Source organism: Phenylobacterium sp., from assembly GCF_016124325.1.
Taxonomy (GTDB): Bacteria; Pseudomonadota; Alphaproteobacteria; order Caulobacterales; family Caulobacteraceae; genus Phenylobacterium.
Genome location: NZ_WGNY01000041.1, coordinates 12,867 through 37,979, shown reverse-complemented (window position 1 = coordinate 37,979; position 25,113 = coordinate 12,867). Strand labels below are relative to the sequence as shown.

Genomic DNA, 25,113 nt, shown 5'->3' with positions numbered 1-25,113 from the left:
CGGCATGGTTGCCGCTTCGTTACCTCGCATCTCCCGTTCGCGACCGCTCGCCGCCTACGCGCCCGGCGAACTGCGCCTGCCGAGCTGGACGTTCACGGCGTGGGTCGTGTTCCGCCGCGACTGGACCACGGCGGCCCGACCGAGCCTGCCGCGCCCGCTGGGCGCCGAGATCGAGGCGCGCCGGCGCGCGCGCCTGCTGCGCGACGTGGTTCCGCAGGACCTCGAGGTCCTGGCGGCCTGAGGGCCGATGTCCCTATCCATGGGTCGCCCGAACAAGCTGGGCGAGAGCGACGAATGCCGGCGGATCGGAGCGCGGCCTAGGCCGCCTCTTCCCGGCCCCTTGCGTCGGCGTCCTTCGGCAGGAACGCCAGGACGCTGGCCGCCCACTTGCCGGCGTTCTCCGTCGTCATCGGGGCGTCGAAGTGCTTGGCCTTGGTGAGGTGGCGGTAGAACTCCGACGCCGCCAGGGTGAGGCGGAAGTCGGTGGCGGTGGTCTGCAGCATGTTGGCCTGGGCCAGCATCGCGCGCATCGCCTGCTGGGGATCGCTGTCGGCGGCGGCCACGGCGGCGCGCACGATCTTCAGCGCCTGATTGATCTTCTGCTGGTAGGGCGTCTCGGAGCCGTCGGTCTTGCGCTTCAGCGGGCCGGCGTAGTCGCCCGAATTGAAGCGGCGGCGGTCGGGGCCGATGTAGGCGACGCCCTCCACCCAGTCGCGATCCTTCAGCGTCACCGCCTCGAGGCGACGGGCCAGGTCCTTCATGCTGAAGGGCTTGCGCAGGAACTCGTGGGCGCCGGCGTCCCGGGCCGCCAGGATCAGCGGCGCCGTGGCCGAGCCGGTGATGGCGATCACCGGCGCCTGGCGGCAGCTCCAGGTGCTGCGGCGCAGCTTGCGGATGAAGTCCAGGCCGTCGAGCTTGTCATCGGCCAGCTCGACGAAGACGAGCTGGGGATCGCACGTCTGGGCGATCTTCAGCGCCCGGTCGTTGGTGGGCCCGACCCAGACGTGGCTCCGCGCGATGTCGCGCAAAAGCTCGCTGAGCAGGCGCGCGCTGGCGGCCTGCGGGTCGGCGACAAGCACCCGCTTGAGGTGCGGCGCCATCTTGTCGAAGAGCTTGCTGTCGCCGTCAAACACCAATCCGTCCCCCGGAAGTCGACGCCCGTTCTAGGCCCGACCGGTAAAGAACGGCTTGATAAGAAAGCTCTCTTTCAGTCCTGGAACGGGTCGCGCATGAGGATGGTGTCGTCGCGCTGCGGGCTGGTGGACAGCAGCGCCACGGGGGCGCCGATCAGCTCCTCGATCCGGCGCACGTACTTCACCGCATTGGCCGGCAGGTCGATCCAGGAGCGGGCGCCCTGGGTGGTCTCGCTCCACCCTTCCAGCTCCTCGTAGACCGGTTCGAGCTGGCTCTGGGCCTTGAGGCCGGCCGGCAGGTAGCCGATGTCGGCGCCGTTCAGCCGGTAGCCCGTGCAGATCTTGAGCGTCGGCAGGCCGTCGAGCACGTCGAGCTTGGTCAGGGCGATGCCGGCGATCCCGTTCAGGGCCACGCTCTGGCGCACCAGGGCCGCGTCGAACCAGCCGCAGCGGCGCGACCGGCCGGTGACGGTGCCGAACTCGCGGCCGACCGTGCCGAGATGCTGGCCCACGTCGTCGAACAGCTCGGTGGGGAACGGCCCCTCGCCCACCCGGGTGGTGTAGGCCTTGACGATGCCCAGGACGTAGCCCGGCCCCTTCGGACCCAGGCCCGAGCCGGCGGCGGCCTGGCCGGCCACGGTGTTGGACGAGGTCACATACGGATAGGTGCCGTGGTCGACGTCCAGCAGGGCGCCCTGGGCGCCTTCGAACAGCACCCGGCGGCCGGCCTTCACCTGCTCGTCCAGCATCAGCCACGCGGGCCGCGCGTAGGGCAGGATCTTCGGCGCCATCGCCTCCAGCTCGGCCAGCAGGGCGGCGGCGTCCACCTCGGGCAGGCCCAGGCCGCGGCGCAGGGGCTCGTGGTGGGCCAGCAGGCGGTCGATCTTGGCCTCCAGGGCCGCGCGGTCGGCGAGGTCGGCCACGCGGATGGCGCGGCGGCCGACCTTGTCCTCGTAGGCCGGGCCGATGCCGCGGCCGGTGGTGCCGATCTTGTTCTGGGCGGCGGCCTCGCGCGCCTGGTCGAGGTCGCGGTGGATCGGCAGGATCAGGCAGGCGTTGTCGGCCAGGGCCAGCAGCTCGGGGGTGATGTCGACGCCCTGGGCGCGGATGCCCGCGATCTCGGAGAGCAGGTGCCAGGGATCGACCACGACGCCGTTGCCGATGATCGACAGCTTGCCCTGGACCACGCCCGAGGGCAGCAGGCTGAGCTTGTAGACCTGATTGCCGACGACCAGCGTGTGGCCCGCGTTGTGGCCGCCCTGGAAGCGCACCACCACGTCGGCGCGGTTGGACAGCCAGTCGACGAGCTTGCCCTTGCCCTCGTCGCCCCACTGGGCGCCGATCACCGTGACGTTGGCCATTGGATACGATCTCCCGACCTGCCACGGCGGACGTTCCAGCCCTTCGACAGGTGCTCGGCGGGAACGCTTAGATCGATTGCGGGCGCCGCTTTAGACGAGGCGGGCCGGAACTTCAAGGCGCAGCGGCGACGGCGTGGGCCATCCGCACGCCGGGACGCTCGGGGTGGCCCATGAAGCCGGACGGGTTCTCCGCCACGCCCAACAGGATCGCGGTGACGAACACCGAGGCGACGAAGAGGCTCAAGCCCACGGCCATGGACCGGTTCTTCGGGCGCGCCCTGGCGATCAGTTCGGCGGCGGTCCTCGGAATGAGCGCGGCGGCGAGGTTGGAGCCGGCCAGCGCGCGGCGGCGCAGATCCAGCTCGGTCTCGCGCTCGGCCATCCAGTGGATCAGCAGCAGCGCCGCGACGAGGCACATCATGCTGGACGGCATCCAGATGATGAACCCGCCGATCTGCTCGTCGGCCAGCGCCGGATAGCCGAAGAGCCGCCCGGCCACGTCGTAGGCCGGATAGAGGACATCGGGCTTCAGGGCGGTGTAGGCGCCCAGGATGATGTTCGACAGGGTGACGATCCAGATCATCATCAGCCGCACGCCGTGGCGCACGCCGTGCGCGGACCCGGGGCCCCAGAGCCACCACCAGGGCTGATCGTTGTCCATGTCGAACGGCGAGACCGGCGGGCGGCGGTCGAAGATGCGCCACCAGAACAGCAGGCCGGCGAGCAGCATGGTGATGTGCATCGCGTAGTGCACGGGTTCGTTCAGCACCGCGAGATTGTGATAGGCCGGAACCTGCCAGACGTAGAGCGCGGCGATGAACAGCACGGTCACGGTCGCCGGGCGCATCGCTGCGCCGAGCACGGCGCGGAGCGGGCCGTTCGAGACGACCGGCGCCACCACGGCGCGGCGCAGGGCCCGCGGCGTCCCGGCCGTCAGCATGGCCGCGGGCCAGGACAGCGCCAGCAGCATCGGCCCCAGCATCCGCAGCAGCAGGTGCTGGATCTGGTGGGCGAAGAAGAGGTGGTCGGCGAACGCGTCGACCGGCGATTCCAGCGACAGGAAGATCGCCGCCAGGCCGGCGAAGAACATCACGTGCCGCCACGGCGAAATCCGCGCCGGCGCGGAGCGGCGCCTGACCATGCCGGCGACGTAGACCCCCGCGACGAGCAGCGTCGGGACGACGATGTCCGGCGTCAGGTCCCAGGCCGCCCAGAGCGGCCCGCCGACGATCTCCTCGCCGGTGTGGGCCAGCGCCGGCGACGCCGAGGCGGCGAGCACGGACATGGACAGCGCGGCCAGCGCGCGCGGCTGGAGCCTGCGGAAACGCACGACGGGAACCCCCTTCGCCAACCAGACGGACGGCCCCTGCGCCCAAGGTGAGGCAGAACAATGTCGTGATGCGATGTATGTATCCCGGCGCCGGCCACGGGGTCGAAACCGGCCCTCGCGCGCGGGCGCGCGCCGCGCTATCAGCGCGTCATGGACATCCCACGCTTCCACTTGGCCTTTCCCGTCCGCGACCTGGCCGAGGCGCGCGCGTTCTACGGCGGGCTGCTGGGCTGCCCCGAGGGGCGTTCGAGCGACGACTGGGTCGACTTCGACTTCCACGGCCACCAGATCGTGGCCCACCACGCACCCGACGAGGTGGGCCACCGCCAGACCAGCGCCGTCGACGGCGAGGCGGTGCCCGTGCGCCATTTCGGGGTGATCCTGGCCATGCCGCAGTGGGAGGCCCTGGCCGAGCGGCTGAAGGCGGCCGGGACCAGGTTCGTGATCGCGCCCTACGTCCGCTTCAAGGGCCAGCCCGGCGAGCAGGCGACGATGTTCTTCCTCGACCCGTCCGGCAACGCGCTGGAATTCAAGGCCTTCGCCCGCGACGAGATGGTCTTCGAGAAATGACCGTCACCCTCGCCGACGTCGAGGCCGCCGCGGCGCGGCTGAAGGGCGTCGCCGTCGAGACGCCGCTGATCGAGAGCCCGGCGCTGAACGAGCGCCTGGGCCTGAGGGTGCTGATCAAGCCCGAGACGCTGCAGCGGGTGGGCGCGTTCAAGTTCCGCGGCGCCTACAACCGCCTGGTCCAGCTGACCCCGGACGAGCGCAGGCGCGGGGTGGTGGCGTTCTCGTCGGGCAACCACGCCCAGGGGGTGGCGCTGGCGGCCAGGCTGCTGGGGATCCCGGCGCTGATCGTGATGCCGGCCGACGCCCCGGCGGTGAAGGCCGAGGCGACCAAGGGCTATGGCGCGGAGGTGCGCTTCTACGACCGCCTCACCGAAAGCCGCGAGAAGATCGCCGCCGAGATCGCGCAGGAGCGGGGCGCGACGATCGTGCCGGCCTTCGACGACCCGCACATCATCGCCGGCCAGGGCACGGCGGGGCTGGAGCTGGTTCGCCAGGCCCACGCCCTGGGCGCGAGCTTCGACATGGTGGTCTCGCCCACCTCGGGCGGCGGCCTGACGGCCGGGATCGCCACGGCGGTGAAGGCGCTGTCGCCGAAGACGGCGCTGTGGGGCGTGGAGCCCGAGGGCTACGACGACACCCGCGCGTCGCTGGAAGCCGGGGAACGGCGGCCGATGGTCCCGACCCGGCGCACGCTGTGCGACGCGCTGGAGACGCCCTGCCCCGGCGAGCTGACCTTCCCGATCCTGAAGGCGCACCTGGCGGGCGTGGCGGTGATCAGCGACGCCGAGGCGGCGGCGGCGGTGCGCTACGCCTTCACCACCCTGAAGCTGGTGGTCGAACCCGGCGGGGCGGCGGCCCTGGCGGCCCTGCTGGCCGGCAAGATCGAGCCGCCGGCCGGCGGGACGCTGGGCCTGGTGCTGTCGGGCGGCAACGTCGACCCCGACCTCTTCGCCCGGATCGTGCGCGGGGAGATCTGACCCCTCAGGCCGCCGGGGCCTTCAGGTCGCGGTACATCGAGGCCCAGGCGGCGGCGCCCATGACGTGCATCCAGGTCGCGAAGACGGTGATGACGACCAGCAGGCCGGCGATGCGGCCCGCCCCCAGGCTCTCGATCACCCCGGCGGGATTCGACTTCCAGGCGGCCGCCACGGCGTCCGCGCCGGGATCGAGGGCGAAGACGGCCGAACCCGCCGTCACCAGCAGGACATAGCCGCCGAGCACCAGCACGAAGAGGCCGGCGGCCACCAGCAGCAGGCGGTTCATGTGCGGCCGGCTCGCCTGCCACGACTCGGCGACCCGGAAGTTGTGGTCGGCGAAGCCCATGACCGGGGTGAACGAGACGCGCAGGACGCCCCAGATCAGCGCGGCCATGCCGCCGGCCGTGGCCAGGGGCGCGAGCGGCGGGGCGAAGGCGGCGACCAGCGCCACCGGGAGCGCCAGCACCAGCGAGCCGATGAGGAAAAGGCCGAACACCGCCAGCACGCTCAGGCCCAGCCAGCCCTCCTGGGCGCCGATGCGGAGATAGAAGAAGCGGCGCTCGTCCGGGGCGAGGATCGCGCGGAAGACCGCGCCCGGGATCACCGTGATCGTCACGAACGAGCTGAGGTAGGACAGGATGCTGTAGCGGGCCATCCGCGCCTCGGCCGCGACGAAGGCGGCGTCGTTGGGATCGCCGCCGGACGCCATGAACGCCGCCATCAGCGGCACGAGCGCGTCCAGCATCACGAGCTGCGGCACGACACCCACCAGGAAATAGGCGCCGCACCAGGCCGCGAAGGCCAGCGGTTCGCGTGCGATCAGACGAAAGCCGGCGCCGAGGGCGGCGCGCGCCGATAGGGTCCCCATGGGGTCCTCGTACCCTTCCGGCCGCCCTCAGGCCATAGGGGCGGTTAGAGCCGGTCCTCGGGCGCGGGCCTGCCGATGGCCTCGCGCGGCGTGATCAGGCGGCCGAGCCTGGGCTTCAGCCAGCTCTCGAAGTCGTCCACGAAGCGGTAGACCACGGGCACCAGCACCAGCGACAGCAGGGTCGAGGTGATCAGGCCGCCGATCACCGCCACGGCCATGGGCTGGCGGAACTCGGCGCCCTTTTCCAGGGCGAAGGCGGTGGGCAGCATGCCGGCGGCCATGGCGACGGTGGTCATGATGATCGGGCGCGCCCGCTCGCGGCAGGCCTCGATCAGGGCGTCGTGCTGGCTCATGCCCTCGCGCTCTCGCTCGATGGCGTACTCGACCAGCAGGATCGAGTTCTTGGCCGCCAGGCCCATCAGCATCAGGAAGCCGATCAGCGAGGGGATCGAGACCGAGAGGTTGAAGACCAGGAGGCCGACGAAGGCCCCGCCGAACGACAGCGGAAGGGCCGACAGGATCACCCACGGCTTGAAGAAGCTGCGGAACAGCAGCACCAGCACCGCGTACATCAGGAAGATGGCGGTGGCGAAGGCCACGATGAAGCCGCCGAACAGCTCGGCCATGGCCTGCTGGTCGCCGATGGCCGCCGGCCGCACGCCGGGCGGCAGCTTCTTCATGATCGGCAGGCCGTTCACCGCGCGCTGGGCGTCGCCCATCTCCACGCCATTCAGCTCGGCGCGCACGGTCATCTGGCGTTCGCGGTTCAGGCGGTCGATGCGCGCGGCGCCAGCCTGGAAGCTGATGTCCGCCACGCTGTCCAGGGTGGTCGTGCCGCCGCTGGCCGTCGGCACGCGCATGGACGCAATGCGCTCGATGTCGGCCCGCGCGCTTTCCGGCAGGCGCACGCGGATCGGGATGCGGCGCTCGCCTTCGTTGAACTTGGCCACGTTGGCGTCGATGTCGCCGACGGTCGCCACGCGGGCGATGGTGGCGATGGCGTCGGACGAGACGCCCAGCCGCGCGGCCTCCTGCGGCTTGGGCCGGATGACGATCTCGGGCCCGACGGGCGGCGTCGAAGGGTGCGGATCGGCCAACTGGGGCAGGGTGCGCATCTGGCGCTCAAGCTCCAGCGAGGCCTTCTGCAGGTTGGCCGGGTTGTCGCCGGTCAGGATCTGCTGGTAGCCGGCGCCGCCGTTGAAATCGAGGAACGACAGGCGCACGTCGGGAATCTTGCGCAGGTCGACCCGCAGGCGACGCTTGATCTCTTCCCCGCTCGCATGCCGGTGGGTGTCGAGGAGGATGGTCGCCGTGCCCTTGCGCAGGTCGCTGCTCGAGCCCGAGCCGCTCGGGCCGAACGTGGAGACGGTCGAGCCGATCTGGGTGAAGACGCCGGTCACCTCGGGCTGCTTCGAGAACAGCCGATTGATCTCGCCGGCGGCGGTTTCCATGTCGCTCACCGTCGCCCCGGGCGGACCCTGGATGTCGACATAGAGGAAGTCCGGGTCGCCGGTCGGCTGGAAGCCCTGGGGCAGCATGGTCGCCACCACGATCGAGGCTATGAAGATGGCGCCGCCGCCGAACGTGGCGATGATCCGGTGCGCCAGGGCCCATTCCAGGGCGTTGCGATAGAAGCCTTCGAAGGGCTTCCGCGGATGGGCCTCCTTGCCGGCCTTCAGCAGATAGGCCGCCATCAGCGGCGTCACCAGGCGCGCCACGGCCAGCGAGAACAGCACCGCCACCGAGACGGTCAGGCCGAACTCCTTGAAGAACTGGCCGGGGATGCCCGGCATGAAGCTGACCGGGGTGAACACCACCACGATCGCCATGGTGGTGGCCACCACGGCCAGGCCGATGGCGTCGGCGCCCTGGATCGCGGCCTGATAGGGCCGCATCCCCTGGGTGACCCGTTTCTCGATGTTCTCAATCTCGACGATGGCGTCGTCGACCAGGATCCCCACGACCAGGGTGAGCGCCAGCAGCGTCACCATGTTCAGCGAGAAGTCGGCCATCTTCATCACGAAGAAGGTCGGGATTAGCGAGATGGGCATGGCCACCGCGGTGATCAGGGTGGCGCGCCAGTCGCGCAGGAAGAAGAACACCACCAGGGCCGCCAGGAACATGCCCTCGGTCAGCACGTGCTGGGTGGCGCGGAAGCTGGAGCGCGTCTCGTCGACCGACGAGAAGACCAGCGAGAACTTGACCCCCGGATTGTCCTTTTCGATCCGCTTGATCTCGGCCTTGACGGCGTCCTCGGTGACGACGTCGCTGGCCTCCTTGGTCTTGGAGACCTGGAAGCCCACGACGGGCCGGCCGTTGAGGCGCGCGAACCCTCGCGGCTCGGAGGCGCCGTCGCCGATGTCGGCCACGTCGGACAGCTTCACGAACCGTCCGCCGCCCGTGGGGATGGTGAGCTCGCGCAGCTGGTCGACCGACGCCACGTTGGCGAGCACGCGCACCGTCTGTTCCCGGCCGCCCACCACGGCGCGGCCGCCCGGAGCGTCGGTCTGGAAGGCGCGCAGGGCGTTGTTGACCTGGGTCGCGGTGAGGCCGCGGGCCGCCAGGCGGTCGGGGTCCACGACGACGTTGATCTCGCGCGAGACGCCGCCCACGCGGCTGGTCTGGGCCACGCCATCGGCGGACTGCAGCCGGCGGGCGACGGTGTCGTCGACGAACCACGAAAGCTGCTCGTCGGTCATCGAGTCCGACGACACCGCGTAGGTCAGGATCGGCTGGAGTTCGTCGACCTCGATCTGGTTGACGGTGGGCTCGTCGATGTCGCGCGGCAGGATCGCGCGGGCCTGGTCGATCTTGGAACGGACCTCGTCGGTCTTCTTCTGCAGGTTCTCGCCGATCTCGAACTGCATCGAGGTGGTCGAGACGCCCTGGGTGACCACCGACTGGATGTTCTTGACGCCCGTCACGCTGGCCAGCGCATCCTCGACCGGACGCGTGATCTGGGTCTCCATTTCCGCCGGCGCCGCACCGTTCTCGGTGATGGTGACGGCGACCACGGGGAACTGGATGTTCGGGTACTGCTTGATCGGCAGCCCGGTGTAGGAAATCAGCCCGGCCAGGATCAGGCCGATGAACAGCACCGCGACGGGGATCGGATTCCGGATCCCCCAGGCGGAGATAGCAAAGCTGCGTTGGCGCTCGCTCATTTGGCGGCCGCCGGGGCCTTGGCCGCCGGCGCAGCGGCGGCGGCGGTTCCTTCGACCGGGCGGACCATGTCGCCGTCCAGCAGCAGGGCCGAGGCGGTGGCGACCACGCGGGTCCCGGCGGGCGGCCCGGACTCGAGCTGGACCAGGCCGGCGCCGCGCGCGCCGACCCTCACCGGGGCGCGGTGCACGCGGTTGTCGTCGCCGACCACCATCACCGAGGCGCCGTCGGCGTCGTAGCGGACCGCGGTCTCAGGCACGGCCAGCGTGGTCGACGAGGCGTCGCCGAACACCGCGCGGCCATAGCCGCCGTTGCGGATGTCGGAGCGGACGGGCAGCGACACCCGCACCTCGCCCAGCTTGGTCTGTTCGTTGACCTGCGGGCTGATCAGGCGGATGCGGCCCTGGGCGGTCGCGCCGCCGGGCAGGGACACGGTCGCGGGCTGACCGACGCGCACGCGGGCCATGTCGTCCTCGCTCATCTGGGCGGAGAGCTCGATGAGGCTGTCGCGGGCGATGCGGAACCAGGGCGTCGCGCCCAGGGTCGCCTGGTCGCCGGGCCGCACGTTGCGCTCCAGGATCACGCCGGAGACCGGGGCGGTGACCGACAGCTTGCTGCGCTGGGTCTGCAGCGTGCGCAGATTGGCCCGCGCGATATCGGCCTGGAGCCGGCGCTGGACGATCTGCTCCTGGCTGAGCACGCCCTGGCCGTCGAGGCCGGAGACACGCTCGGCCTGGTCCTCGACCTGGGCGAGCTGAGCGCGCGACTGGGCGATCTGGGCCTCGAGCAGCGTCGGGTCCAGCACCACCAGCGTCTGGCCGGCGCGGACGTGATCGCCCAGATCAGCCAGCACGCGGGTGACGCGATAGCCCGAGACCTCGGGCATCACCGCGGCTTCCTCGCGCGGGACGAGATCGCCGGAGGCGGCGAGCGAGCCGGTCACGGCGCGCGGCTCGATGCGGACGACGCGGACGGCGCGCGCGCGCTCGGCCTCGGTCTCCTTGGGCTCGGGCTTCTTGCAGCCCGCCAGGGCCAGGACGCAGAGGACCGGGACGATGAGGAATTGTGAGCGCATTCGGTCTCGTCTCATTTCGCCGCGTAGGTCTGGGCCGGCCAGCCGCCGCCGATGGCCTTGTAAGCCTGGACGGAACGGCGGAGCGCCTGGACCTCGGCCGAGGTCAGCTGGGCGCGCACGCTGCGCCACGACTGTTCGGCCTGGAGGGTGGTGGAAAGATCGGTGAGCCCGCGCTCGTAGGCGGCCTTGGAGGCGTCGTAGGCGCGGCGGGCGCGGACCTCGCCATCGGTGAGCAGGGCGACCCGCCGGCGGTCGGCGCCGAGGTTGACCAGCGCGCTCTCGGCCTCCTGGAAGGCGGTCTGCACGGTCTTCTCGTAGGTGATGACGGCTTGCTCGGTGCGGGCGTCCTGCGCCTTCCACTCGGACAACAGGCGCGGGATCGACAGGATCGGCTGGGTGACCGTGCCGCCCAGCACCCAGTTCTGGCTCGTCGAGGAGAAGCCGGGCTGCTTCACCTTCTGCCAGCCGAGGCTGGGGGTGAAGCTGAAGGTCGGGAACAGCGCCAGGGCGTCCAGCACCTTCTGGTTCTTCTGCGAGCGCAGGGCCGCCTGGGCGCCGCGCACGTCGGGGCGGCGTTCGAGCAGCTCGCTGGGCAGGGCGGCCGGAACGGCCGGGATCGCGCCCACCTCGGGGGTGGCCTCGATGTTCGCGGTCGGCTCCACCACGCGGCCCGCCAGGATCAGGATGGCGCGCTTCTGGACCTGGAGCTGGGCGTCGAGCGCCTCGACCTGGGCGTTAGCCGCGGCCAGTTCGCCGGCCACGCGGTCGGCGTCGGTCGCCCCGGCGAGCCCCGCCTCGGCCTTGCGGGTCGCCAGGTCGTAGAGCTCGGACTGGATGCGGACGGTCTGGCGGGCGTCGGCGAGCTGGATCGCCAGTCCCTTGGCCTGGAACCAGGCGTCGGCGGTCTGGGCGGCGATGGTGGCGCGGGTGGTCTCGTAGGCGTAGCGGAGCTGGGCCACCTCGGCGTTGGCCGCCTTGGCGGCGAAGAGACCGCGGCCGAACGGGTCGACCTCCCAGCTCACATTGAAATTGGCGCTCTGGGTGACCGACGCGCCGCTGTTGGTGAAGCCGGGGATGCTGACCGTCGTGCCGGCTAGCTGGTCGGTGTGGGTGCGGCGGCTCGTGTAGCTCGCGTCACCCTGCGGCAGGTACTGCAGGATCGCCTGCCAGCGTTGGGCCTCGACCTCGTCGATCCGCGAGCGCGCCGTGCGCACGTCGGGATTCCGCTCCAGCGCCTGCTGGACCAGCGTGGTCAGATCGGGGTCGTCATAGGCTGTCCACCAGGTGTCGAGCGCGATCACGCCGGGCGGCGGCCCGGCCGGGGCCTCGTAGGCGGCCGGCAACCCGAGGTCGGGCTTGCGCGCGACCGCGCAGGCCCCGAGGGACAAGGTGGAAAGCACCGCAAGGGCGAGGGCGACGGAGCGCATGCGCAGATTCGTTCACATCCGTTCAGCGAACGGCTTGTTGGACTCAAGTCACCGAAGACGCAACCGGCGCCTCGATGTTGCGCATTCCGTGCGTGACCTCCGCAGAGCCTCTTTGGGCCCTTGCGCGACCGGCAGTGCCTGAAACTCCGTATGTTGTAAAGTGTTTTTCCTGTAAGGATCGGGCCGACATGAGCACGGCGTGGTGAACAAGGAACCAACAGGCGCGGGCGACCTGCGCAGGAGCCTGGAGCTCCTCTGGCGCGGACCCGAGCCGGGACGCCGCGGGCCCAAGCAACGGCTGTCCACCGACGAGGTGGTCGAGGCCGCGATCGCGCTGGCCGACGCCCAGGGCATCGAGGCGCTGTCGATGCGCAAGGTGGCCGAGGCGGTCGGCGTCTCGCCCATGTCGCTCTACACCTACGTGCCGTCGAAGACCGAGCTGCTCGACCTGATGTTCGACCGGGTGCTGGGCGAGACGCCCGATCCGAACGAGGCGCTGCCGGGCTGGCGCGTCAAGCTCGCCTTCATCGCCCGCCAACGCTGGGCCCTGACCGAGCGCCATCCCTGGCTGCTGGACCTGGCGCTGCACCGCCCGCCCCTGGGCCCGAACGTGATGCGCAAGGCCGAGTCGACCATGCGGACCTTCGAGGGCATGGGGCTGGCGCCCGAGGAGATGGGCCTGGCGGCCGAGGCGCTGCAGAACTACGTCACCGGCGCGCTGCACGCCGCGCGCGAGGCGCGCGAGGCCGAGCGCCGCACGGGCATGACCGACGCCGAATGGTTCGCCATCATCGCCGACGAGCTTGGCGGACGCATCGAGAGCGGCGGCTTCCCGGTCATCAAGCGGCTGAAGGAGGCCGGAGGCGGGGCCAAGGTGTCGGCGACCCACGATGCGGTCGCCCGCTTCGAATTCGGGCTCGAGCGTATCCTGGATGGGCTGGAGGCCTTCATCCGCCAACGGAACGCCCCGCCCGCCTAGGGACGCGCTCTAGCCGCCGTCGCGCGGAGCCACTAGAGCGCGTTAGGCGAAAGTGTGAGCGGTTTCGCCGCTCGAACGCGCTCCATACTTTCGAATCTCGAGCACGATTCAGCGGTCAGGTGATTCCACCTGACCCCATCGTGCTCTAGGGTCGCCGCAACCCCCGAACCTCCCCCTTTTTTCGAGTGAGTGGATGCGAAAGCTTTTCCTGAGTGCGGCCCTGGCGGTTGCGGTGGCCGGCGCGGCCGTGGCGGCCGATTCCCCGATCGACGCCCAGCGGGTCCTGGCCGACATCAAGGTGCTGTCCTCGGACGCCTTCGAGGGCCGCGGCCCGGCGACCGAGGGCGAGACCAAGACCATCGCCTACCTCGTCCAGCAGATGAAGGCCGCGGGGCTCGCGCCCGCCGGCGACCCGAAGCCCGACGGGACCCGCGCCTGGACCCAGGACGTGCCGCTGGCCCGCTTCGTCACCAAGGGCCCGGTGAACGTCAGCGTCACCGAGAACGGCGAGACCAAGACCTGGACCCAGGGCGACCAGATCGCCATCCGCGCGGCCCAGACCGGCGTCGACCACCTGACCATCAAGGACGCGCCGGTGGTGTTCGTGGGCTACGGCGTGAAGGCGCCGGAGCGGAACTGGGACGACTTCAAGGGCATGGACCTGAAGGGCAAGGTGGCCCTGGTGCTGGTCAACGACCCCGACTTCGAGACCGGCGAAGGCGACTTCGGCGGCAAGGCCATGACCTACTACGGCCGCTGGACCTATAAGTACGAGGAGGCCGCCCGGCAGGGGGCCATCGGCTTCCTGGTGATCCACGAGACGGCGCCGGCCTCGTACGGCTGGGCGACGGTCAAGAACTCCAACACCAACGAAATCTTCGACGTGATCCGCAAGGACCCGAGCGAAGCGCACGCCCCGCTGGAGGGCTGGGTGCAGCGCGACGCCGCCGTGGAGATGCTGAAGGCCGCCGGCCTCGACTTCGACGCCCTGAAGAAGCAGGCCCAGACCCGCGACTTCCACCCGGTGGCGCTGAAGGGTGTGACCTTCTCCACCGACTACGCGATCGACGCCGAGAAGGTGGTCTCCCACAACGTCGTCGGCCAGATCAAAGGCGCCAAATATCCGGACGAGCGGGTGTTCTACACCGCCCACTGGGACCACCTGGGCGTGGGCCTGCCCGACGCCAGGGGCGACAAGATCTACAACGGCGCGCTCGACAACGCCTCGGGGACCTCGATGCTGCTGGAGCTGGCGCGGGCCTTCGCCAAGGGACCGAAGCCCGAGCGGACCGTGGTGTTCATGTCGGTGACCGCCGAGGAGAAGGGCCTGCTGGGCTCGGAATACTACGCCGCCAACCCGCTCTATCCGCTGGCGACGACCGTGGGCGTGCTCAACATGGACGGCGTGGGGCCCAACGGCCTGGCGCACGACTTCACCACCTCGGGCAACGCGCCGCTGACCCTGCAGGACGATCTGATCGCCGTGGGCAAGACGCACGACCGCTACTACAGCCCCGACCCGCGGCCGGAGGCGGGCAGCTTCTTCCGCTCGGACCACTTCAGCTTCGCCAAGCGCGGCGTGCCGGCCATCAGCTTCGGCGGCGGGCGCGACCTGTTCGAGGGCGGCAAGGCGGCCGGCGACGCCAAGGCCCGGGCCTACACGGCCGAGCACTACCACCAGCCGAGCGACGAGTTCGATCCGACCTGGGACCCCAAGGGCTTCGTGGCCGACGGGACCCTGCTGTTCGAGCTGGGCGAAAAGCTGGCCAACAGCCGCGAGTGGCCCGCGTGGAAGGCCGGCTCGGAGTTCAAGGCCGAGCGCGACAAGACCGCGGCGATGCGGAAGTAGTCCGCGAACCCGCCTCCTCTCCGTCATCCCGGCCGAAGCGCTCGCCAGAGCGCGCAGAGCCGGGATCCAGCCGCACGGCGGAGACGTTGCGCCCGTCGCGGCGTTGAGGTCCGAGCTGCTGGCTCCCGGCTCTCCGCTTCGCTGCGGCCGGGATGACGCGGGAACATCTTGTGAACGCCCGGGGCGCGTCTTACGTTCGCGGCGAGGTTGAACGGGAGGCGCGCATGGCTGGGGCCGGACGGATCCGCTGCGGCATCGGAGGGTGGACGTTCGAGCCGTGGCGGGGCGTGTTCTATCCGCCGAAGTGGCCGCAGAAGCAGGAGCTGGAGTACGCCAGCCGGCGCCTGACGGCCATCGAGATCAACGGCACCTACTATTCCAGCTTCAAGCCCGACAGCTGGGCCAAGTGGCGCGCGGCCACGCCCGAAGGCTTCAAGTTCTCGGTGAAGGCCAGCCGGTTCTGCACGAACCGCAAGGTGCTCGCCGACGGCAAGCCCAGCATGGACATCTTCCTGGGCCAGGGCCTGACCGAGCTGGGCGACCGGCTGGGGCCGATCCTGTGGCAGTTCATGCCGACCAAGAAATTCGACTACGACGACTTCGCCGGCTTCCTCGACCTGTTGCCACAGAAGGTGGGCGACATCCGCGCCCAGCACGTGGTCGAGGTGCGCAACGCCAGCTTCAACGACCCGAAGTTCGTCGGCCTGTGCCGCGAGCGCGGCGTGGCGATCTGCAACTCCGAGAACGAGAACTACCCCTTCATCCCGGACATCACCGCCGACTTCGTCTACCTGCGCCTGCTGTCGGCCAACGACGAGATCCCGACCGGCTACGAAGCCAAGGACCTCGACCTGTGGGCCGAGCGGTTCAAGAGCTACGCCGAGGGCCGGACGCCCGGCGACTTCTCACCGATCGACCGCACCGGTCCGCCCGAGACGCCGCACGACGTCTACGCCTTCGTGATCCACGAGGGGAAGGTGCGCGCCCCGGCCGCGGCCATGGAGTTCATCAAGCGCGTCGACCCAGAGTTCCAGCCGCCGCGCGCTGACGCTTGACCGACCCGACGTCAGGGCGCCGCAGTTGCGGGCAAAGACCTTAGGGAGCCTCGCAGATGACCCAGCTCACGCTCGACGACATGATGTTCAAGCCGGGGCTCATGAAGGGCCAGCGCATCCTGATAACCGGGGGCGGCACCGGCCTGGGCAAGGTGATGGCGGAAGGCTGCGTGCTGCTGGGCGCCGACGTGGTGATCTGGGGCCGCCGCGGCGACGTGGTCGCCGACACCGCCAAGGAGCTGACCGACAAGCACGGGCCCGTGGGCGGCGGCCGCTGCACCGGCATGGCCTGCGACATCCGCGTGCCCGAGGCGATCCACGACGCCATGGACGAGGTCTGGGCGGGCGGAGCGATCACCGGCCTGGTCAACAACGCCGCCGGCAACTTCATCAGCCGGACCGAGGACCTGTCGCCGCGGGGCTTCGACGCCATCGCCAACATCGTCTTCCGCGGCTCGTTCTTCGTGACCCTGGACGCCGGCAAGCGCTGGCTGGCGGAGGGCCGCCACGCCTCGGTGGTCTCGATCCTCACCACCTGGGTCTGGCACGGCGGGCCGTTCACGGTGCCGTCGGCGATGTCGAAGGCGGGGCTGAACGTCATGAGCCAGTCGCTGGCGGTGGAGTGGGGCAATCGCGGCGTCCGCTTCAACGCCATCGCGCCGGGGCCCTTCCCGACCGAGGGCGCCTGGGCCCGGCTGAACCCCGGCAGCGACGAGGCCACCAGCGGCCGCCCGCAGGAAGCCGATCCGACCATCCCGCTCGGCCGCAACGGCGAGATGCGCGAACTGGCCAATCTGGCGGTCTATCTGCTGGATCCCGGCTCGGCCTATGTGAACGGCCAGACCATCGCCATCGACGGCGGCGGCCACCTGAAGGGCGGCGGCGGCTTCGCCCGGCTGAGCGAATGGGGCGACGCCGAATGGGAGGCCGCGCGCAACGCGATCAAGGCGTCCAACGAGAAGGACCGGGCCAAGCGCACCGTCTGACCGGCGCCCGCCGGGCGAGGCCACAAAAGAAAAGACGCCCCGGCGGCGCCGGGGCGTCTTCCCTGAAACTTGTTTGACGGTCTGGTCTTACGCGCCGCCGGGGAAGCGCATCGGGACCTTCACTTCGCCGGACTTGTCGCCCAGGTCCATCGCCTCGGCCACGCAGAGGGCGGCCTTGTCGAAGCCCTTGCCCGGCGCGCTGTCCGAGATGACCGTGCAGCCCGTGAGCTTGCCGCCAGCCGCGGTGCACTGAAGCATCACGGTCGCGGCGTCCTTCGGATTCGCGTTCTTGACCAGGCACTTCGACATCGAGTCCTGGAACGACGCGGCGCCAGCGGCGCTCGCGAGCATCATAGAAAGAGCAACACCACCAATAAGAGAGACAGCTTTCTGCATCCCCACCTCCTGTTAGAGCAACAACGAGACGGAAATACCGGGGGCCGGTTAATAAAGCCTAATTTTCCCCCAAGGTTGGGAAAAGCTACGAACCGTTAGGGACCTTCATTCAGCATGCCCAGGCTTCCGGGGGCCCTGCCCCAGGGATTGGAGACCTATGGGGACCCTGCGATGAAGCGTTTCCGGTTCGACGACCTGCCACTGATGATCAAGGTGGGCTTCGCGCCCGCCCTCGCGCTCGTCATGCTGGCGCTCCTGGCCACCGGCGCCGTGATTCTACAGCAGAATCAGATGCGCGAACTGGACCGGGTGGTTCAGGTCGACATGCCCAACAGCCTGCGCATCCAGGGCATTTCGGAGCGCATCACGGGCCTGCACGGCAAGCTCTACTACCTGCTGACGCACCAGGCGGCGCAGATCGACGCCGACAAGATCGAAGGCGAAGGCAAGGCCCTGATGGCCGAGGTCGATTCGATCTCGAAGGAAGTCCAGGCGGCGAAGGCCACGGCCTCGCCGGCCCAGCGCGCCAAGTACGACAAGCTGGTCAAGGACCTCAAGGAAACCCGCGACGCGCTCGACATCATCATGTCGATGATGGGCGTCGACTTCGCCTCGGCCGCCGGCTTCGCCGCGCCGTTCGAGGACCAATACGGCAAGATGAACGCCAACCTGCAGAGCATCGTCACCGCCACCAAGGCCGAGACCGACCGGCAGGCGAAGGCGGCCAGCGAGCGCGCGCAACTCGCCGCGACGGTCACCATCGGCGCTTCGGTGGCGACCCTGCTGATCGTCGGCGCCATCGCCTTCTTCTTCGTCATGGGCATCCGCAAGGGCGTGCAGCGGATCGCGACCGCGACCGAGCGCCTGTCGCGCGGCGACAACGACGTCGATCTCGACAAGCTGAAGCGCGCCGACGAACTGGGCGCCATCGTCGACTCCCTGGCGGTGTTCCGCGAGAACCAGCTCAACCTCGAACGCCTGCGCAAGGAGCAGGAGGACGAGCGCGTCGCGGCCGAGGACCGCCGCCGCCTCTCCGCGGCCGAGGAACAGGCCCGGGCCGAGGAGCAGGCCATGGTCGTGCGCTCGCTGGCCGGCGGCCTGGAACGGCTGGCGGCGGGCGACCTGACGGTGCGCATCGACACCACCTTCGGCGGCGACTACGAGAAGCTGCGCGGCGACTTCAACGACGCGGTCGTCAAGCTGGCGCAGGCGCTGAGCGCGATCACCAACTCGACCGCCGCCATCCGTTCGGGCGGCAGCGAGATCGCCCAGGGCGCCGACCACCTGTCGCGCCGCACCGAGCAGCAGGCGGCGACGCTGGAACAGACCGCCGCGGCGCTCGACGAGATCACCGCGACCGTCCAGCGTTCGGCCGAAGGCGCCAACCAGAGCCGCGAGGCGGTGGGCGCCGCCAAGGCCGAGGCCGAGCGTTCCGGCGACGTGGTCAGCCGCGCCGTGGCGTCGATGAACGAGATCGAGCGCTCGGCGCGCGAGATCAGCCAGATCATCAGCGTGGTCGACGAGATCGCCTTCCAGACCAACCTGCTGGCGCTCAACGCCGGGGTGGAAGCCGCCCGGGCCGGCGACGCCGGCAAGGGCTTCGCCGTGGTCGCCTCCGAGGTCCGGGCCCTGGCCCAGCGCTCGGCGGAATCGGCCAAGCAGATCAAGGGGCTCATCTCGACGTCCACCTCGCAGGTGGCCGAGGGCGTCAACCTGGTCGGCGAGACCGGCGAGGCGCTGCACCGGATCATCTCGCACGTGAACGAGATCTCGAACCTCGTGGGCGAGATCGCCGCCTCCGCCAAGGAGGAGGCCACCGGCATCGCCGAGGTGAACACCGCGGTGAACCAGATGGACCAGGTGACCCAGCAGAACGCCGCGATGGTGGAACAGACCACCGCCGCGAGCCGCATGCTGGCCGACCAGACCGAGGAGCTGTTCGGCCTGGTGTCGCGCTTCAAGGTCGCGGACGGGGGGTCACAGGCTTCGGCGCCCGCCCCGGCCCAAGCGCCCGCGCGCCGCGCCGCGCCGGCGCCGCGGACGGTGGGCAATACGGCCCTGGCCGACGACGACTGGGCCGAGTTCTAGCATTCGGGTTCCGGACACCCGGGCGTGGGACCATACGCGCCCGGACAACGGAAACGCGGCCGGGGCGTGGGACCATACGCGCCTCGGCCGTTCTTTCTTGGCGTCGTGTGACAAACATCCGTAATATGACGCCCGTCACGTTTGACGGTCGGGAGTCGCATGTCGGAAGTCGCATATCTGCCGGTCGGCAAGCGCGAGCAGACCAAGGTCCAGAACCGTCAGGCGATCCTCGACGCCGCGCGCGAGGTGTTCGGCGAGCTGGGCTACGACGGGGCCACGGTGCGCGACATCATCCGTCGCACGGGCCTCGCGGCCGGCACCTTCTACAACTACTACCGCTCGAAGGAGGAGGTGTTCGCCGCGCTCGCCGATGACGGGGCGCGGCGGTTCAATCCGATCCTGAAGGCCCTGCGCGGCCGGGGCGGCCCGCTCGAGGACTTCGTGCGCGAGGCCATCGTGGCCTATTTCGAGTTCATGGCCGACGAGCACGAGACCTGGATGGGACGGCGCCCGGCCGGCGAACCGCAGCCGCACGTGCACGGCGAGACCCCCGAGATGGCCGCCGTCTTCGCCGAGGTGAAGGACGCTATCGAGAACGCCATCGCCGAGGGACGCGGCCCGGCCTCCGACGCCGAATACATGGCCGCCGCCGCCATCGCCGTGGCCCGCGAGGTGGGCGACAAGATGCTGATGCGCCGGCCGATCGACACGGCCGCCGCCGCCGACTTCGCCATCGCCATGATCCTGCACGGCCTGAAGGGCGTGCCCGAGGCGCATGGCTGACGGCCGCCGCAAAGCGGTGGTCGAGGCTGGCATGACGGTGCGGCGCCGCTGCTACGGCCCTTTCAATCCCGCCGGCGCGTGCGGGTCGATGGAGGAGGCCGCCGCCGCATGAGAGCGCTTGTCGTCGAGAAGCTGGCGCCGGACTACGCCGGCTGCGTGGTCAAGGACATCCCGACGCCCGAGCCGGGCCCCGGCGAGGTGCGGATCAGGGTGCGCGCCGCCGCCGTGAACTTTCCCGACCTGATGCAGACCCGCGGCGAGCACCAGCACAAGCCGCAGGTCCCGTTCGTGGGCGGCATGGAGCTGGCCGGCGAGGTGGACGCCCTGGGCGAGGGCGTCACCGGCTTCGCCGTGGGCGACGCGGTGGTGTCGGGCGGGCGCGGCGGCTTCGCGGAATACGCCGTCCTGCCGGCCGCCACCCTGCGCAAGAAGCCGGCGGCCTTGAGCTTCAGCCAGGCGGCGGGCTATCCGGTGGCCTACCTCACCGCCTATGTCGCCTTCAGCCGCATCGGGATGGTGCAGCCGGGCGAGTGGGTGCTGGTGCATGGCGCGGCCGGCGGCGTGGGCCTGGCGGCGGTGGACTACGCCAAGGTGCTGGGCGCCAAGGTGATCGCCGCCTCGGCCTCGGACGAGAAGCTGGCGGTCATCCAGAAGGAATATGCGCCCGACGCGGTGGTGAACGTCACCGGCGGCTTCCGCGAGCGGGTGAAAGAGATCACCGGCGGGCGCGGGGCGGACGTGATCTACGATCCCGTGGGCGGCGACGTCTTCGACGAGTCGATCCGCTGCATCGCCTTCGGCGGGCGCATCCTGTCGATCGGCTTCACCAGCGGCCGGCTGCCGACGCTCCCGGTCAACATCGCCCTGATCAAGGGCTTCTCGGTGCACGGCGTGCGGGCCGGCGAATACGGCCGCCAGTTCCCGGAGAAGGGCCGCGAGAACAACGAAGCGATCTGGAAGCTGGCCGAGGACGGCAAGGCGCATCCCCGCGTCGACGCCGAATATCCCCTGGACCGGTGGCGCGAAGCCTTCGAGACGCTGGCCCAGCGCAAGGTGGTGGGCAAGACGATCATCCGGCCGGATTTGTGAATTTCATCCGTCCGCTCGTCCCGGCGAAGGCCGGGACCCAGATCGCGGTTGCTGATGCGGAATGGATGAGCGCAGATGACGGCGAACCCACGTCTGCGAACCTCCATCTGGATCCCGGCCTTCGCCGGGATGAGCGGGATCAGAAATGACCATCGGCAGTGAAGACGACCTGGAGAAGCTGAAGGCCGCCGGGTCGCTGGTGGCGCGCACGCTGAAGGCCATGGGCGAGGCGCTGGAGCCCGGCATGACCACCCGCGAGCTGGACGGGATCGGCCGGCGGCTGCTGGAGGCCGAGGGCGGGCGTTCGGCGCCCGAGCTGACCTACGGCTTCCCGGGCGCGACCTGCATCTCGGTGGGACCGGACGTGGCGCACGGGATACCGGACGACCGGCGCATCGAGGCCGGCGACCTGGTCAATATCGACGTCTCGGCCGAGCTGGACGGCTTCTTCGGCGACACGGGGGCGAGCTTCGCGGTGCCGCCGGTCAGCGCCAGGGTCGAGCGCCTGTGCCGCGACGGCCGCCGTGCGCTGTGGGCCGGCATCCGCGCCGTGCGGAGCGGCGGCGAGCTGAACGCGCCCGGCCGGGCCATCGAGGCCTTCGCGCGGAAGAACGGCTACAGCCTGGTGAAGAACCTGGCCAGCCACGGGGTGGGCGGGGCGCTGCACGAGGACCCCACCGAGATCGCAACCTGGACCGAGCCGCGCGACCGCCGCCGTATCCACGAGGGCCTGGTCTTCACCTTGGAGCCGTTCCTGAGCCTGGGCGGCGAGTGGGTGGACGAGACCGGCGACGGCTGGACGCTGCGGCCGCTAGGCGGCGAGCCCACGGTGCAGTACGAGCACACCCTGGTGGCGACACGGAACGGCCCGATGGTGGTGACGCTGGCCTGAGGCGGTCGCCGATGCGGCCGCGGAGGTTGACACCGCCCGCCCCTTCCACTAGAGACCGCCGCTCGATTTTCCGACCGGAGCCATGTTGTGAAGCGGACCTTTCAGCCCTCGCGTCTCGTGCGCAAGCGCCGTCACGGCTTCCGCCTGCGCATGTCCACGAAGAATGGTCAGAAGATCCTGGCGCGCCGCCGCGCCAAGGGCCGCAAGCGCCTGAGCGCCTAGGCGCCTGATCGGCTAAGGTGTCCGCGTGACGGACGCCACCTTCCTGATCGAACGACTGAAGAAGCGCGCCGAGTTCCTCGCGTGCGCGCAAGCGCCCTCGTGCGCGAAAGGCGCGGTGGTCGTCCAGGCCCGCCCGCGCGAGGACGACGACGGCAAGGTCCGCGTCGGTTTCACCGCCACCAAGCGCATCGGCGGGTCGGTCGAGCGCAACCGCGCGCGCCGGCGGATGCGCGAGGCCGCCCGCCTGCTGTTGCCGGAACTGGGCCGGCCGGGCATGGACTATGTGTTCATCGCGCGCGGCGGAACGGTAAGCCGTCCCTGGCCCCGTTTGCTTGACGATGTGAAAAGCGCGCTGATAAGGCTCGCCGCCGACCGTCCGGCCCCCCACGTATCGCGGGCCAAGTCCCCTCTCCCACGGAAACCCACGTCCTCATGAGTGACGACAACAACCGCAACACGATCATCTTCTTCGTGTGCGCGGCCATCATCCTGATGGGGTACATGTGGTACCAGACCCGCTACGTCGAGCCGCAGCAGCGCGCCGCGGCCCAGGCGACGGCGGCAAAGCAGGCGGCCGTCGCGCCGCAGCTCTCCGCGCCGAAGACGATCAGCCGGGACACGGCGGTGAAGGCGACGCCGCGCATCGACATCTCCACGCCGTCGCTCAAGGGCTCGCTGTCGCTGCGCGGGGCGCGGATCGACGACCTGTTCCTGACCAAGTATCGGCAGACGGTCGACAAGACCTCGCCGCCGGTGGAGCTGCTGCGCCCCGAAGGCACGGAATACGCCTGGTTCGCCCAGACCGGCTGGGTCGGGGCCAACGTGCCCGGCCTGCCCGGCGACAACACGGTCTGGACGCTGGCCCAGGGCTCGACGCTGTCGCCCGGCAAGCCCGTGACGCTGACCTATTCGAACGGCGAGGGCCTGACGTTCACCCGCGTGATCGCGGTGGACGACAAGTACATGTTCACGATCACCGACACCGTGACGAACGGGAGCGGCCAGCCGGTGACGCTGGCCCCCTACGGCTCGGTGCAGCGCCAGGGCGTGCCGCCCGACCTCGGGAAGAGCTCGGTGGTCCACGAAGGCGGCATGGGCTGGCTCGAGAAGCGGCGGCCCATCAAGTACAAGAAGTGGGAGAAGGACGGCTCCAGCCCCGAGTACACCTCGACCGGCGGCTGGATCGGCATCACCGACAAGTACTGGCTGGCCGCCCTGATCCCGGCCCAGAACCAGGAGATCAAGGGCCAGTACCGGCTGACCAAGACGCCGTCGGTCAACGTCTTCGACGCCAACTACGTGGGCGCCGCGCGCGAGATCGCGGCCGGCCAGCAGATCAGCGCCACCAGCCACGTGTTCGCCGGCGCCAAGGAAGTGGGCCTGCTCAAGAGCTACCAGACGAACCTCCACGTCGAACACCTGGACGAGGCCGTCGACTGGGGGATGCTGTGGTTCATCACCCGGCCCCTGTCGCAGTTCCTGGCCTTCCTCTACCAGCACGTCGGCAACTTCGGCGTCGCCATCCTGATCCTGACCGTCTGCGTGCGGGTCGTCTTCTTCCCGCTGGCGAACAAGCAGTACGAGTCGATGACCAAGATGAAGAAGGTGCAGCCGGCGATGGAGGAGCTGCGCAAGAAGTACAAGGACGACCCGCAGAAGCAGCAGCAGGAGCTGCTGGCCCTCTATCAGCGCGAGAAGGTGAACCCCGCGGCGGGCTGCCTGCCCATCTTCCTGCAGATCCCGGTGTTCTTCTCGCTGTTCAAGGTGCTGCAGATCTCCATCGACATGCGGCACGCGCCGTTCTTCGGCTACATCCGCGACCTGTCCGACCGCGACCCGACCACCATCTGGAACCTGTTCGGCGCGATCCCGTGGGATCCGTCGGCCGCGCCCCTGATCGGCGGCGTGCTGGCCACCAGCCTGCACATCGGCGTGCTGCCGATCCTCTACGGCGTCACCACTTGGCTCACCACCTCGATGAGCCCGCCGGCGCCCGATCCGACCCAGCAGCGCATCTTCCAGCTCATGCCGCTGCTGTTCACCTTCATCATGGCTCAGTTCGCCATCGGCCTGCTCGTCTACTACACGTGGTCGAACATGCTGACCGTGGCGCAGCAGTACGTGATCATGCGCCGGTTCAAGGTGGACAACCCGATCGACCGGATCATCCGGCGGGTCACCGGCAAGCCCAAGGAAGCCTGATGAGCGAGGCGGAGGGGCCCTTCGACACCGAGGCCCTGGAGGCCGCCCGGGTCTTCTTCGCCCACCCGGTCACCTTCCTGATGGGGGCGGTGGCGATCGCGGGCCTGCCGCCGGACGACCTGCCGGAGGTGGCGTTCGCCGGCCGCTCCAACGTGGGCAAGTCGTCGCTGATCAACGCGGTGACCGGCCGCAAGGACCTGGCGCGCGCCTCCACCGCCCCGGGCCGCACCCGCGAGATCAATTTCTTCCTCGCCGACGACAAGCTGCGGCTGGTGGACCTGCCCGGCTACGGCTTCGCCAAGGTGAGCCGGGGCGAGGCGAGGAAGTTCCAGAACCTCGGCCGCAGCTACCTGCGCGGCCGGCCCAACCTGAAGCGGGCCTATCTGCTGATCGACAGCCGCCACGGCCTCAAGGACGTGGACCGCGAGGCCATGGACGCCTTCGACGTCGCCGCGGTGAGCTACCAGATCGTGCTGACCAAGGCCGACAAGCTGAAGCGGGGCGAGGCGGAAGCCGTCGTCGCCGACACCCTGAAGAAGATATCCAAGCGCCCCGCCGCCTTTCCGCGCGTGCTGGCCACCTCGGCCGAGAAGGGAACCGGCATCCCCGAACTGCGCGCCGAAATCCTCGCGGCCTGCGCGGTCGCGGCCGCGGATTGATCCGCGGCGC

23 protein-coding genes are annotated in these 25,113 nt (G+C 70.0%); 15 read left to right on the top strand and 8 right to left on the bottom strand.

Features of this window, described 5'->3' with window-relative positions; genetic code table 11:
• Window positions 1-4: 4 nt before the first annotated feature.
• A complete protein-coding gene (locus GC203_RS20950) occupies window positions 5-241 on the top strand; it encodes a hypothetical protein (RefSeq protein ID WP_293458533.1) in 237 nt (78 codons plus the stop codon).
• A 76-nt stretch (window positions 242-317) separates the two neighbouring features.
• On the opposite strand, the gene GC203_RS20945 is transcribed toward GC203_RS20950, so the two are convergent.
• The 3 genes from GC203_RS20945 to GC203_RS20935 form a co-directional block, all read right to left on the bottom strand.
• Entirely contained in the window at window positions 318-1,133 is an 816-nt protein-coding gene (locus GC203_RS20945; protein WP_293458531.1) for a response regulator, read from the bottom strand.
• Window positions 1,134-1,207: 74 nt separating this feature from the next.
• On the bottom strand, window positions 1,208-2,494 hold the full coding sequence (locus GC203_RS20940) for an adenylosuccinate synthase (RefSeq protein ID WP_293458530.1): 1,287 nt from the start codon (window positions 2,492-2,494) through the stop codon (window positions 1,208-1,210).
• Between the two features lie 112 nt (window positions 2,495-2,606).
• On the bottom strand, window positions 2,607-3,824 hold the full coding sequence (locus GC203_RS20935) for a cytochrome c oxidase assembly protein (protein WP_293458529.1): 1,218 nt from the start codon (window positions 3,822-3,824) through the stop codon (window positions 2,607-2,609).
• Between the two features lie 150 nt (window positions 3,825-3,974).
• Between GC203_RS20935 and GC203_RS20930 the strand changes: the two genes are divergently transcribed.
• On the top strand, window positions 3,975-4,394 hold the full coding sequence (locus tag GC203_RS20930; RefSeq protein ID WP_293458528.1) for a VOC family protein: 420 nt from the start codon (window positions 3,975-3,977) through the stop codon (window positions 4,392-4,394).
• On the top strand, window positions 4,391-5,371 hold the full coding sequence (locus GC203_RS20925) for a threonine/serine dehydratase (protein ID WP_293458526.1): 981 nt from the start codon (window positions 4,391-4,393) through the stop codon (window positions 5,369-5,371). Before GC203_RS20930 ends, GC203_RS20925 begins: the two co-directional genes overlap by 4 nt.
• Before the next feature lie 4 nt (window positions 5,372-5,375).
• Here GC203_RS20925 and GC203_RS20920 read toward each other — a convergent pair whose 3' ends face one another.
• From GC203_RS20920 to GC203_RS20905, 4 genes are read right to left on the bottom strand one after another with little or no spacing between them, the layout of a single operon-like run.
• Window positions 5,376-6,239, bottom strand: a complete 864-nt coding sequence (locus GC203_RS20920) for a hypothetical protein (RefSeq protein WP_293458525.1) — start codon at window positions 6,237-6,239, stop codon at window positions 5,376-5,378.
• Window positions 6,240-6,283: 44 nt separating this feature from the next.
• A complete protein-coding gene (locus GC203_RS20915; RefSeq protein WP_293458524.1) occupies window positions 6,284-9,403 on the bottom strand; it encodes an efflux RND transporter permease subunit in 3,120 nt (1,039 codons plus the stop codon).
• Entirely contained in the window at window positions 9,400-10,476 is a 1,077-nt protein-coding gene (locus GC203_RS20910; RefSeq protein ID WP_293458522.1) for an efflux RND transporter periplasmic adaptor subunit, read from the bottom strand. Before GC203_RS20910 ends, GC203_RS20915 begins: the two co-directional genes overlap by 4 nt.
• 11 nt (window positions 10,477-10,487) lie before the next feature.
• Complete coding sequence (locus GC203_RS20905) at window positions 10,488-11,903, bottom strand: TolC family protein (RefSeq protein WP_293458521.1); 1,416 nt, start codon at window positions 11,901-11,903, stop codon at window positions 10,488-10,490.
• 202 nt (window positions 11,904-12,105) lie between these two features.
• On the opposite strand from GC203_RS20905, the gene GC203_RS20900 reads away from it, so the two are divergent.
• The 4 genes from GC203_RS20900 to GC203_RS20885 all read left to right on the top strand — a co-directional run bounded on the left by GC203_RS20900 (window position 12,106) and on the right by GC203_RS20885 (window position 16,772).
• Window positions 12,106-12,882: a TetR/AcrR family transcriptional regulator gene (locus tag GC203_RS20900; protein ID WP_293458519.1), complete on the top strand. Its 777-nt coding sequence runs from the start codon at window positions 12,106-12,108 to the stop codon at window positions 12,880-12,882.
• 193 nt (window positions 12,883-13,075) lie between these two features.
• Window positions 13,076-14,731 (top strand): M28 family metallopeptidase, encoded by a 1,656-nt coding sequence (locus tag GC203_RS20895; protein ID WP_293458517.1) that lies wholly within the window; start codon window positions 13,076-13,078, stop codon window positions 14,729-14,731.
• A gap of 224 nt (window positions 14,732-14,955) precedes the next feature.
• On the top strand, window positions 14,956-15,786 hold the full coding sequence (locus tag GC203_RS20890; RefSeq protein ID WP_293458515.1) for a DUF72 domain-containing protein: 831 nt from the start codon (window positions 14,956-14,958) through the stop codon (window positions 15,784-15,786).
• 56 nt (window positions 15,787-15,842) lie between these two features.
• Window positions 15,843-16,772, top strand: a complete 930-nt coding sequence (locus GC203_RS20885; RefSeq protein WP_293458514.1) for an SDR family oxidoreductase — start codon at window positions 15,843-15,845, stop codon at window positions 16,770-16,772.
• A gap of 87 nt (window positions 16,773-16,859) precedes the next feature.
• Here the strand turns inward: GC203_RS20885 and GC203_RS20880 are convergent, their stop codons facing one another.
• Window positions 16,860-17,168, bottom strand: a complete 309-nt coding sequence (locus GC203_RS20880; RefSeq protein WP_293458503.1) for a hypothetical protein — start codon at window positions 17,166-17,168, stop codon at window positions 16,860-16,862.
• Window positions 17,169-17,339: 171 nt separating this feature from the next.
• Here GC203_RS20880 and GC203_RS20875 point away from each other — a divergent pair, with 171 nt between their 5' ends.
• The 8 genes from GC203_RS20875 to yihA all read left to right on the top strand — a co-directional run bounded on the left by GC203_RS20875 (window position 17,340) and on the right by yihA (window position 25,103).
• Window positions 17,340-19,256: a methyl-accepting chemotaxis protein gene (locus GC203_RS20875; protein ID WP_293458501.1), complete on the top strand. Its 1,917-nt coding sequence runs from the start codon at window positions 17,340-17,342 to the stop codon at window positions 19,254-19,256.
• Between the two features lie 159 nt (window positions 19,257-19,415).
• Window positions 19,416-20,039, top strand: coding sequence for a TetR/AcrR family transcriptional regulator (locus GC203_RS20870; protein ID WP_293458500.1), 624 nt, complete (start codon window positions 19,416-19,418; stop codon window positions 20,037-20,039).
• 108 nt (window positions 20,040-20,147) lie between these two features.
• Entirely contained in the window at window positions 20,148-21,128 is a 981-nt protein-coding gene (locus GC203_RS20865) for an NADPH:quinone oxidoreductase family protein (protein WP_293458498.1), read from the top strand.
• A gap of 145 nt (window positions 21,129-21,273) precedes the next feature.
• Complete coding sequence (map, locus tag GC203_RS20860; protein WP_293458496.1) at window positions 21,274-22,020, top strand: type I methionyl aminopeptidase; 747 nt, start codon at window positions 21,274-21,276, stop codon at window positions 22,018-22,020.
• 87 nt (window positions 22,021-22,107) lie between these two features.
• On the top strand, window positions 22,108-22,242 hold the full coding sequence (gene rpmH / locus GC203_RS20855; RefSeq protein ID WP_012520954.1) for a 50S ribosomal protein L34: 135 nt from the start codon (window positions 22,108-22,110) through the stop codon (window positions 22,240-22,242).
• 25 nt (window positions 22,243-22,267) lie between these two features.
• On the top strand, window positions 22,268-22,678 hold the full coding sequence (rnpA, locus tag GC203_RS20850) for a ribonuclease P protein component (RefSeq protein ID WP_293458495.1): 411 nt from the start codon (window positions 22,268-22,270) through the stop codon (window positions 22,676-22,678).
• On the top strand, window positions 22,675-24,444 hold the full coding sequence (gene yidC / locus GC203_RS20845; RefSeq protein WP_293458494.1) for a membrane protein insertase YidC: 1,770 nt from the start codon (window positions 22,675-22,677) through the stop codon (window positions 24,442-24,444). Before rnpA ends, yidC begins: the two co-directional genes overlap by 4 nt.
• Window positions 24,444-25,103 (top strand): ribosome biogenesis GTP-binding protein YihA/YsxC, encoded by a 660-nt coding sequence (gene yihA / locus GC203_RS20840; RefSeq protein ID WP_293458493.1) that lies wholly within the window; start codon window positions 24,444-24,446, stop codon window positions 25,101-25,103. Before yidC ends, yihA begins: the two co-directional genes overlap by 1 nt.
• Window positions 25,104-25,113 lie beyond the last annotated feature (10 nt).